The organism is Coleofasciculus sp. C1-SOL-03 (assembly GCF_040220555.1).
Lineage (GTDB): Bacteria > Cyanobacteriota > Cyanobacteriia > Cyanobacteriales > Coleofasciculaceae > Coleofasciculus.
The window spans coordinates 35001-46377 of record NZ_JAVJUO010000112.1; the positions used below are offsets into that span (position 1 = coordinate 35001).

The window sequence follows — 11377 nt, forward strand, 5'->3', positions numbered from 1 at the left end:
TAGGGAACATGTTGCACAACATATTGTACCCCTACGGACTTTCCCTAACAGGCTCCCAATTGTAAGTCCTAATCATGATAGTATAAAATGTAAAATGCTTGTATATTATGACAGTAGCAATCAGCGAAATCGTCAGAAATGGAATTTTATTCGACCTAAAAAACTGGCATCAACCAATGTCTAATTTAGAGAACTTTGATCAGATAATCGACAACTTATTCAATACTTTGTTTGAGCGAAACATAAACTATTTGTTAGTTGGGGGAGTAGCATTATTAAGTTATGTGGAGGGACGAAACACCCAAGATATTGATTTAATTCTCTCCCGTTCTGAGTTAGAAGCGTTACCTGAGGTTGCTATTGCTGAAGAAAACAAAGATTTTATTAGAGGAAGGTTTCAGCAGTTAATTGTCGATATTTTATTAACGCAGAATCAACTGTTTGCTCAGATTAGTCAGCAATTTGCCACAGTTAGACAGTTTGGCGATCTCCGGATTCGTTGTGTCGATGTGGAAGGGTTAGTTATTCTCAAGTTTTATGCGTTGCCTTCTCTTTATCGACAAGGTAAGTTCGACCGAGTGAGTATTTATGAAAATGATATTCTCTTACTTTTACTCAATTACGATGTAGATTTAGAACAGGTATTCCAAGTTTTGTCTAACCATTTACTCCCTAGCGATCTAGAAGAAGTCAAAGGTATTTATGCTGATTTAGAAGCTCGGCTTAAACGGTTTCAGATTCAGCAGAAAAGGTTAGAATCGGAATCAGAGAACGAAGGATTTTGACCCAGATAAATGATAAATTCTTTGAGATTCATACAATTCGGCTTCGGCAAAGGTGGAGGCAGCTTGAAAGGCATTGGTGGCGGCAAAGTTCAGGGCGCGATCGCGAGCTATCTGTCAATCCCGCTCCCCTACACCCTACTCCAAAATCCTACTTGGCGACGTCCCAGGCAGAGTCATCAGAGCAACGATTAGACCAGACTATTGACAGAGCCACGGCTGAAAGCGCGTGGGTGTTCAACATCGTGATCCGTGTACCATATTGTATAAGGATCAACTCGGCTAATCCCCAACTCCTGGCGACTCTCCTGTGTTGTCTGAGTTTGAACTGACCCTAAGACCTAGAATAGGGATCGTAGAGGACAGGGGACAAAAGTCGAGTCGGATTAATTCCAATTTGGTCTATAACTTATTGAAAACTGATCATGTTGCTCTATATCTGGGCGTTGAATGTCTGATATCGAAACTCCTTGCCTCAGTTTAGCGATCGCACGTCTGTCAACGGCTGGGGCAGATAACTTTGCTGTGTGGGTGATTGAAGCTCCTTATCCGGGGGGTTATGTTCATCATGACTCGATGTGGTCTCCCAGTTTGACTCAGACTTGGTTGGCGTGGCAACAAATGTTTTCCACCGGGAATTTGCCCCCCTTATTGCCCCTGCCTCATGATTTGACACCGACACCAACACCAACCCTATCGCCCCAAAGCGAAAACGCTACACCACAGACGACTAGCTACGGGGGACGGCTGATGCAGCAGTTAGGCATAGACTTGTGGAATTGGCTGTTTGCGGGTTCCATTCAAACCACATTGGCTGAAAGTCGGGGGATTGCGCGAGGGCAAAATAAATCCCTGCGCGTGCGCTTGGAAATTCGACATCCTGACTTGATTCCCCTTCCCTGGGAAATTATGCAAGAAATGGCAGGCAAACCCGCGATTTCTCTGTCTACTCAACTGCTGTTTAGCCGCACGACGAGTAATGTTGACTCTCTCAAACCGCTGATCCGCCATGATCAAGCCCTGAATATCTTGCTCGTATTTGGACAAGATGTCCACCGTTCCGGAGGTGATCACTCAGCGGCTCGCTTACAGCTTGAACAAGAGGCAGCCGTTCTGGAAAATGTTTTCTACTCTGGTCAAAAGTTCAACCCCACAGCCGTCCCTTGCTTCGTGGAAAAGTTGTTACAGCCAACACCTGCTGACTTAATTGCCGCCTTAGACACGGGAGGTTACAATATCCTTTTTTATGCGGGTCATGGTGAACCCGCTCCCGATGGGGGTTTATTATTTCTCAGTCCGGATGCGCCAATTAACGGTACGGAATTGGCTCAAGTCTTGGTTCGGAATCAGGTCACGTTAGCGGTATTCAATACCTGCTGGGGCGCTCAACCGGATCAGGTAGAAGGGCAAACCATCCCCCGGAGTAGTTTAGCGGAGGTGTTAATTCAACATGGTGTCCCTGCCGTTTTAGGTATGCGCGACTCAATCGCGGATCACGAAGCCTTGAGTTTTATCCAAAGTCTTGCCCAAGCCCTAGCGACTCGGATGCCCATTGATCAAGCTGTTGCCGTTGCCAGACAACAATTACTCACGCTGTACAAGTTCAACCAACCCGCTTGGACGTTGCCTGTGCTATATATGCATCCGGAGTTTCAAGGACAGTTAATTGCTCCCTTAGACGAAGGGATTACTGAGCTGCCGCCGATGCCGAGCAACTGGAATGGCGAACAAACGCCCACCGCTTGCTTACGCTCCTTAAACTCGATGGGTAAAGTTTGGCGAATTCGCGGTGCGCTGATGCGGGTGGGGCGCGGGCAGGAGAATGATTTGGTTTTGGATGAAGAAATGTGGGTGAGCTATAAACATGCAGAAATTATCTGTCGCGATACCTTCACTCATCCCGGACAAATCCCGACTTACTTCCTGCGTGATTTTTCTCGCAACGGCACTCATATTTTACGAGCAGATGGGTGGAAGAAAATCCACCATCAGGAAGTGCCATTGGAGTCGGGTAGCCAGCTAAAATTTGGCAGTACTCACAGTCAAACCCTGGAGTTTATTATTGAAAACATTTAATCCGAAAACTTAACAAATCTTAGAATCCGAGGCACTCGAGTCGAGAGGCACACAGGTCAATTCAACGGTTCTAGAGTTTTGCCAATTCTTGGCATCAACCTTTATTTTTGAAACGATTACGGAACCTTCTAGAGTGCTGATGTAGCTATTCCTATCAATTTTCATCTACACCGAAGCTCACATAAGGGGTATTATGACCAGTCAACATAAACCATACCAAAATTATCAGGATGCTTTGAGTCAAGCCCAAGGAGAACTCCTAGAAGCACTCTGGCAACCCGACGACGATTGTTATCCCTGGAATCCCGCTGACCCTGAAGCCCAAGACTATTTGGCAGATCTGGAAGCGGGATTTTCTCTGGATGCTTGTCAAACAGAGGCAGAAATTACCTCAGGATCACAAACCCTATTTGATCGCTTGCACCAGTGCTGGAGATCCATAGAGTTTGAAGATTCCTCGGGTTCGGCTCTAAAGCGATCGCTAGCTGAGCGATTTTCTGGCGTTCCGGTGTCTTGGTTGGACGCGATCGCCACCCAAGCTCAACAGGCGTTATCCATGGATATATCCCTTGCCGATCAGCTGGTTTTATGTGTTAAACCATTATTGCCGAACTGGAGTGAAGATGATTTATTTGTGTTTGCCCGTCCATGGGCTTACGCCATGCGGGGCGATCAAGACTTTGGCACTGTTGGCTCAGTCGCATGGTCTCAATTATCCCCCATTGAGCAGGTGCGCTTAAGTTTAGCAATTGCCCATTATACTCTCAGCCAACTTGATCAAGTTTCCGAGGATAACTGATTGCCGAATTAATTCATTTTCTGGTATTGGGGCGGGTACGAGTTACTAGGGTCAGCTCCTTAGCTGATAACGTATCAACAAAACCCGCCCAAGGGTCAAATTACTGGGGGGACGCTGTGTCCTGTTCCCTGTTCCCTGTTCCCTACCCTCACCACAGCACTTATTCAACAACCCCTAACCAAAAGGGGGTAAAAGAGGCAGCAACAGGGTAATGAAATAGTACACTAAGGGAGCAGTAAAAACGTAGCTATCGGTGCGGTCTAAAATACCCCCGTGACCCGGAATTAATTGTCCTGAATCTTTGACACCAGCATCTCGTTTCATCATGGACTCGGTTAAGTCTCCCAACAGGCTAGCCACCCCAATTAAGGTACCAAAAACAAATCCACTCAGTTGCCAGGTTGACCATTGCAGATACCAAGCCCCCAGCATCGCTACCGCCCCACTCCCGCAAATTCCAAAAATTGCCCCTTCTACTGTCTTTTTCGGACTAATATTGGACAAGGGAGTGCGACCAAAAAACTTGCCAAAACTATACGCCCCAATATCGGCTGCCCAAATACAGGCAAACGCCAGTAGAGTCACGGTTAAGCCTTGAGACAGAACCGTTAAGTTAGTCCAAGGCTGAAGCCAAGAACCGTGAAATGAGAAACTATTGAGGCTAGCGGTAGCATTCGAGGGCAATGAAACCCCTCCATCTAAGCCAACACGCAATCGTATCCAGTAGCTAGGCAGATAACCGCCATAGAGTAATCCCAAAATCGAAGCCGCGATATCCGCAATCGTTGCCATTTTGGGTTGAAAGAGCAGATAAAAACAAATCAGGGTTCCGGCGATGGGAAAGGCGGCATCTGTCAAGTTAGAGTTAAGGGCGGCTGTCACCAATAAAAGTTGACTCACAACTAACGTCGTTTTCGCCGCAGGCGCAATTCCTTTTGCCTGAACCAGTTGAAAATATTCCAATTGACCCAAATAGACGATGACACAGAGACCGAGGGTAAAATACCATCCTCCAGCCACAATCATCCCCATCGCTAGGGTAATCGCTACAATTCCACTAAAAATCCGAGACCAGGGCATAGAACTTTGGTTGACACAAGACAGTCCGAATTAACTGTCTGGATGAAACTATTACATAAAGGTTAACAATCTGGTAGCATTCGCCGTTAGTCAATCTTCTCCCCACTGAGAATAAACATGGGATTAACCGCTGCGAATATTTGATGAGTGCCTCGGGTTTCCAAGCGATTGATTGAGGATTGCACCACCTCAATGTTACGGGCTTGTAATTCAGCCAATCCTTCGGATAGGGTATAAAGACTCTCTAAATTAGTCGCTGTGGCAACAATGCGACCTTGGGGTTCTAAGTAATGCCAGACTTCCTTCAGAATTTCTTTAATCGGGCGTCCTCCCTCAATACAGGCTCTATGGGGTTTTCCTGGTAGATTCGGGAGACATTCTGGTGCCGATCCTTCGATAACTTCAACATTCTCTACACCGAAGCGATCGCAGTTGCGTTGAATCAGGTTCGCTACCTCATCATCCCGTTCTACCGCCACAATTTTACCGTGAGGCGAGAGTAATCCGGTTTCTACAGCAATCGTACCTGTCCCGGCACCGATATCCCAGAGCAAAGAATGGGGTTCTAGGCGCAATGCGGAAATAATCAGTAACCGTACTTCTCGCTTACTGAGGGGAATACCGGGCAAGCGCTCAAATAAATCATCGGGAATACCGGGAGTGGTATAGTGCCACAGGGGAGAAGACATTCTGTTCGTCCTTAGGTCATTAGTCCTTACTTTTGACAACGTTGACACAATCTAAGCCAGGATCGCTACACCCAGTAATATAGCCGCCAAACTGCTGAACTTGTCGCAGGTATTCCACCGTAGTCGATGCGATCGCTTCTCCCGGCATTAAAACGGGAATCCCCGGCGGATAGGGACAAACCCATTCAGCACTAATATGACCGACGCTTTGGTCTAAAGGTAATTGTGCTTTCGAGGCAAAAAAGGCGTCACGAGGGGACATTGACGGTTCCTGGATTAACCCTGGCGTCATCTCCGGTTGGCATAAATTCTGCCTAGGGAAAGTATCAGGACGAGAATCGGGCTGGTTCAAATGGGCAAAGGCTTGGACTAGCTGCTGAATATCCTCTGCCGTGTTTCCTAAACTCAGGATAAACGTTAGATGTTGGAATGTTGGCAACTCAGGAATGACACCCAACTGATCACAGAAAATGTCATCGGCTGCAAACCCAGTTAATCCTAATCCTGTCACATTCACCGTCAGCCGAGTGGGATCTAGAATCAAACAGCCGGGAGTGTTTGTCGCATTTAACACTGATACTCCCCGAATGTGCTGAATCTGTTCTCTCGCCGCCTCAGCCAGTCCTAGAGTGCGGCTAATCAGCATTTCCCCATACAACATCATTTGTTGTCGGGCGGCGTCCAGAGAGGCTAAGAGGAGGGCGCTGGGACTGGTGGATTGGACAAGTTGTAAGGCTTGACTCAATCGTTCCGGATCAAGGCGATGACCTTGAATGTGCAGCATTGAGGCTTGGGTCATCGCTGCCAAAACTTTATGGGTGGACTGTATGCTTAAATCCGCCCCCGCTGACATGGCGCTGGCAGGCAAATCAGGATGAAACCGAAGGTGCGCTCCGTGGGCTTCATCAACCAGTAACGGAATATTATAGTCATGTACCCGTTGGGCGATCGCCTGAATATCCCCACACACGCCATGATAGGTCGGATACAGTAGCATCACTGCCTTAGCATCCGGATGTTGCTTGAGGGCTTGGCTAACGGCGTCTGGAGTAATACTGTGCGCCAAATCACCAGATGGGTCATAGTCTGGAGTAATAAAAATCGGACTTGCACCGGAAAGAACCAAACCGGCGATCGCGGATTGATGACTATTGCGAGGCAAAATGATCTTATCTCCCATACCGCAAGTGGCTACAATTGCCGCGATTACGCCACAGGTTGAGCCATTCACCAGAAACCAGGTTTTATCCGCACCAAATGCCGCCGCCGCTAACTCCTGCGCTTCCTGAATCCCTCCGGAAGGAGCAAATAAGTTATCAAAATCTGGTAATTCGGGGAGATCATGCTCAAAGACTGATTTTCCCCAGAGGTTTGCCAGTCGATCCGATAGACCCTTTCCCCGTTTGTGACCCGGGGCATAGAATGGCGCGTGGGGGCGTCCAGCACAGGCTTGTAAGGCATCGAGTATGGGGATAGTCCTTTGTCCTTTGTCATGCGTCATTTGTCATTCGTCTTATGTCAGTTGTACTATAAAGTATTTGGGTAAAAAATTAGTCAGGTACACAAGGAAGTTATATGTCGCGATATCGAGGTCCGCGTCTGCGGGTTGTCCGTCGTCTAGGCGATCTGCCCGGTTTGACTCGCAAATCCGCCCGTCGTTCATATCCGCCCGGTCAACATGGTCAAGCTCGCCGGAAGCGGTCAGAATATGCGATTCGGCTAGAAGAAAAACAGAAACTCCGCTACAACTACGGAGTCACCGAAAAGCAATTGCTTCGCTATGTTCGCAAAGCACGTCGGGCAACGGGTTCCACGGGTCAAGCCTTGCTAGAACTGCTAGAAATGCGATTGGATAACACCGTGTTTCGGTTAGGCATGGCAGGTACGATTCCGGGTGCGCGTCAACTGGTAAATCATGGTCATGTGATGGTCAATGGTCGAGAAGTAAATATCGCTAGTTACCAGTGCCGTCCCGGTGATGTGATTGGGGTTAAAGATCAGGATCGCTCTCGGCGTTTGGTGGAACAAAATCTGGAATACCCCGGATTAGCCAATCTACCCAGCCATTTAGAGTTTGATAAGAAAACACTCACCGGAAAGGTCAATGGCGTGATTGAGCGTGAGTGGGTTGCCCTGCAAATCAACGAACTGCTGGTGGTTGAGTTCTATTCACGGAAAGCGTAGATTGGTCATTAGTCATTGGTTATAGGTTATTCGTCATTGAATCACTGCTTAGAGTCAAACAACTTTTGTCCTATTGAGTATTTGGAAAAAACAAAGGACAAAGGACGAATGACAAATGACTATCCACCAATTTGGGACATGGTGCGAGTGTAGTAACCATCAGTACCAGACTCTCGCTGTTTAAAGTTGATATCTGGTTTAATCGCGAGTAACTGCTGCACTCGCGCTCTTAATTCGGCAAGATCAACGCCGCTACGGAGAGCGCTTTTTAAGTCAATCTGACCCGTTTCATTGAGTAAACAGGGACGCAACCAGCCATCGGCGGAGAGGCGCATCCGGTTACAGCGATCGCAAAAACATTCGGACATCTGACTGATAAAGCCGAGAGTCCCCAAGGCATGGGGAATCTGGAATACATCAGCCGGTCCATTCCCGCGCACATTCGACTCAACTAACCCCCAGCGATCGCGGATTTGCTGGCGGAGTTCCTCAGAAGGAATCCAGGCGCGATTATTGAATAATTCAGGATTGCCAATCGGCATAAATTCAATAAAGCGAATGTGCCACTGGCGATCCAGGGTAAGGGCAGCTAAATCCAGCACTTCTGCATCATTCACCCCTGGAATCACGACGATATTCAACTTCAAGGGATCAAACCCCACCCGATGTGCCGCCTGAATTCCATCCCAGGTTTGTTGCCAGCGCGATCGCCCCCGATTCCCGATAATTTGGTCAAAGGTGTCAGGATTGAGAGAATCCAAGCTAATATTAATCCGCCGTAATCCCGCATCATACAAGTCTTGTGCCATGCCTGCGAGTAAAAAGGCATTCGTCGTCATCGCTAAATCTTCAGTTTGATCCAGGGCGGCAATTTCTCTGACCAAGTCCACTACCCCTGGACGCAGTAGCGGTTCCCCACCTGTCAGGCGAAACTTTTTAAACCCTACCGGGATAAAAACTTCTTTCAATAGCCTCAGCAGTTCCTCATGGGTGAGGAGTTCCTGTTGCAGGATATAGTCAAGTTCTGACCCTTCCGGCATACAGTAGTGACAGCGGAAGTTACAGCGGTCAATTAGGCTAATCCGGAGATAATCGACAGTGTTCATATTAATTCGCGGCTATCCCCCATATCTAGGCGGCTACTGTTTCATGATAAGAATCTTTAACTCATCGGAGAGTAAGGATTATGTATTCAATGCATAGATATATAGCTGTTGCTACAACGGTTAGAATGAATGTCACGCTCATTAAGGCTGGTGGGCAATGCCCACCCTACTGGGCTGGCAAGCTTAAAGTTGTGGGTAAAATTTTTCTGGATTGCTACTCTCATAAGGGTGTGAGAAAATACTTGACCACTGTTTTAACCTTGCCAAGCCACTACTGTTGCTGCCTTCTGCCTTCTGCCTTCTGCCTCCTGCCTTCTGCCACCTGCCACCTGCCACCTGCCTCCTCTGAAAATTGGCACAATCCTGGCACACATATCCCGTCGCTGTATGTAACTATTAACATGTGAACGTTGAGGCGCATCACTACTTATGTTAGGCAAGCTACTGGATGGTCGTTACCAAGTCAACCAAGTCCTCGGTGCAGGAGGATTTGGTCGCACCTACCTGGCACAAGATACCCGGCGTCCCGGTAACCCGATTTGTGTGGTCAAACACCTTCAACCTGCAAATCGTGACCCCAATTTCTTAGAAACCGCCCGACGCCTATTCAACAGCGAAGCGGAAACCCTAGAGGTGCTGGGCAATCACGACCAGATCCCGCGTCTGCTTGCCTACTTTGAAGAAGACCAGGAATTTTATCTGGTTCAGGAGTATATTGAAGGGCATCCCCTGAGCCAAGAGTTAATATCAGGTCAACCTTGGGAGCAGACGCGAGTGGTTGACCTGCTACAAGAACTCTTAGAGGTTTTAGACTTTGTTCATAATCACGGTGTCATTCACCGGGATATTAAGCCGGATAACTTAATTCGACGTAATTTAGATAAGAAGCTGGTTTTATTAGACTTTGGGGCGGTCAAGCAAATCCGGACTCAACTGGCAAATCCTCAAGGGCAGATGAGTAATACGGTTGCTGTGGGAACTCCGGGTTATATGTCCAGTGAACAGGCTTTGGGTCAACCGCGTCCCACTAGCGATATTTACGCTTTAGGCATTATTGCTATCCAGGCAATTACGGGTCGTATGCCTGCTGAATTGCAGGAAGATTTAAATACAGGTGAACTAATCTGGCAGCATCTTGCCCCTGTGAGTCCAGGGCTAAAACATGTTTTGACCCGCATGGTGCGTTACCATTTCAAAGATCGTTACCAGTCAGCTGGAGAAGCGTTACAAGCCGTGCGATCGCTCATCGCTGCCTCCTCTACTCACGGTCAACCTGTTTCGCCGTCTCAACCAACACCCCAATCGACTCCCCTCTCCCAACAAGGCACCCTGGCAGTTTCCCCAGCCGCACCCCCTCGAAGACCGACTCCTCCTACTCCGCCGCCCCCTCCTGAACCCGAACCTACATCTGAACCGAACCGCGCCCCATTAATCATTGGTGTGGGTTTAGCTGTGGCTATGGCAGCCGCAGGGATGGCGTATGGCATTCGTCAGGGGTTGTCCGGTGGAATGGCACGAGGGACTTGTACAGTAACGGCTCAAGGCTTGAACGTGCGATCAAACCCCAACGCCACGGTTGTTGGCACAGTTAATAAAGGTACCAAGTTAACCTTAACGGGAACCAAGCAAGGGAATTGGGTAGAAATTCGTTCACCGCGACAAGGGTGGGTTTTTGATCAGTATATCGATTGTTCCTCTGTTGATACTATTGCGGAACAACCTGAAAGTCCTACCCCCAAAGAAACTCAACCCAGTCCCACTCCAGTGGAGTCAAAACCCAGTCCTAGCCCAGAACCAACCCCAACCCCAACGCCGAAAAAATCCCCTGATCAGCCCAAAGATAATGGGGCAGAGATATTGACAAAAGCAACAGAAGAGTATCAAAAAGGTAATTTAGACAGAGCGATCGCATTAGCTCAATCCGTTGTTCCCGATAGTCAGGCGTTTGAGGATGCTCAACAGCAAATTGAGACCATGCAACAAGAATGGTCAGAAGCGAAAGCTAAATTTGATAGAATTCAGCAAGCCTATAATGAAGGGCGCTATGTTGATGTGATCATTTATGCCGCAGACAGCGATTTTCCAGAACAACGCTATTGGCGTCAAGAGTTAAATAAATTAGTTCGCAAAGCCACTCAGCGTAGAAATCAAGAGGATACGAATCAGGAAAACCCACCGTCATCAGAACCGTCCAATCCCGAAAACTCCAAATCGGAAACAAAAGAACCTAGTCAACCCTCACCTAAACCCACGGATGAGGATTCAGTCCCGATTTGTGAACCGGAAGCCGAAGAAGACTGTTGATAAATGATCCAATCACTCAAATTTGTAGGGTGCGTTAGCGAAGCGTAACGCACCGTTTTTCACAGATTTGATGGGTTACGGCTGTTGATAAATGCTCCAATCATCCACATTTGTAGTGGCGTGACACACCTTATTTGGTGGATTAGAATTGTAGGGGCGCAAGGCTTGCGCCCGGTTTAAACGTCAAATCTATTCCACAATTTTAGCTGTGTCAGTCCAGTAGTGGGCTGACCCACCTAAAATGGTGAATTAGAATTGTAGGGGCGCACGGCGTGCGCCCATTCTAACCGTAAAATCTATTGCACAATTTTAGCTGTGTCAGTCCAGTACGTTAGCGAAGGCGTAACGCACCATTTT

9 protein-coding genes are annotated in these 11377 nt (G+C 47.9%); 5 read left to right on the top strand and 4 right to left on the bottom strand.

From position 1 onward, the window contains the following. Positions 1-107: 107 nt before the first annotated feature. The 3 genes from RIE73_RS18200 (at position 108) to RIE73_RS18210 (ending at position 3657) form a co-directional block, all read left to right on the top strand. Complete coding sequence (locus tag RIE73_RS18200) at positions 108-785, top strand: hypothetical protein (RefSeq protein WP_446402520.1); 678 nt, start codon at positions 108-110, stop codon at positions 783-785. 447 nt (positions 786-1232) lie between these two features. Further along, complete coding sequence (locus RIE73_RS18205) at positions 1233-2858, top strand: CHAT domain-containing protein (protein WP_446402521.1); 1626 nt, start codon at positions 1233-1235, stop codon at positions 2856-2858. A 193-nt stretch (positions 2859-3051) separates the two neighbouring features. Then, a complete protein-coding gene (locus RIE73_RS18210; protein ID WP_446402522.1) occupies positions 3052-3657 on the top strand; it encodes a hypothetical protein in 606 nt (201 codons plus the stop codon). Positions 3658-3831: 174 nt separating this feature from the next. Here the strand turns inward: RIE73_RS18210 and RIE73_RS18215 are convergent, their stop codons facing one another. The 3 genes from RIE73_RS18215 to RIE73_RS18225 form a co-directional block, all read right to left on the bottom strand. Then, positions 3832-4737, bottom strand: a complete 906-nt coding sequence (locus RIE73_RS18215; protein ID WP_446402523.1) for a phosphatidate cytidylyltransferase — start codon at positions 4735-4737, stop codon at positions 3832-3834. Between the two features lie 86 nt (positions 4738-4823). Next, on the bottom strand, positions 4824-5426 hold the full coding sequence (cbiT, locus tag RIE73_RS18220; RefSeq protein WP_446402524.1) for a precorrin-6Y C5,15-methyltransferase subunit CbiT: 603 nt from the start codon (positions 5424-5426) through the stop codon (positions 4824-4826). 19 nt (positions 5427-5445) lie between these two features. Continuing rightward, the gene (locus RIE73_RS18225; RefSeq protein ID WP_446402525.1) at positions 5446-6927 is read right to left on the bottom strand and encodes an aminotransferase class I/II-fold pyridoxal phosphate-dependent enzyme; all 1482 of its coding nucleotides are present in this window, start codon (positions 6925-6927) and stop codon (positions 5446-5448) included. A gap of 74 nt (positions 6928-7001) precedes the next feature. Here RIE73_RS18225 and rpsD point away from each other — a divergent pair, with 74 nt between their 5' ends. Next, positions 7002-7610 (top strand): 30S ribosomal protein S4, encoded by a 609-nt coding sequence (gene rpsD, locus RIE73_RS18230; RefSeq protein ID WP_446402526.1) that lies wholly within the window; start codon positions 7002-7004, stop codon positions 7608-7610. A 119-nt stretch (positions 7611-7729) separates the two neighbouring features. On the opposite strand, the gene moaA is transcribed toward rpsD, so the two are convergent. Next, on the bottom strand, positions 7730-8716 hold the full coding sequence (moaA, locus tag RIE73_RS18235) for a GTP 3',8-cyclase MoaA (RefSeq protein WP_446402527.1): 987 nt from the start codon (positions 8714-8716) through the stop codon (positions 7730-7732). Positions 8717-9145: 429 nt separating this feature from the next. On the opposite strand from moaA, the gene RIE73_RS18240 reads away from it, so the two are divergent. Further along, positions 9146-11020, top strand: coding sequence for a protein kinase domain-containing protein (locus RIE73_RS18240; RefSeq protein ID WP_446402528.1), 1875 nt, complete (start codon positions 9146-9148; stop codon positions 11018-11020). Positions 11021-11377: the final 357 nt, after the last annotated feature.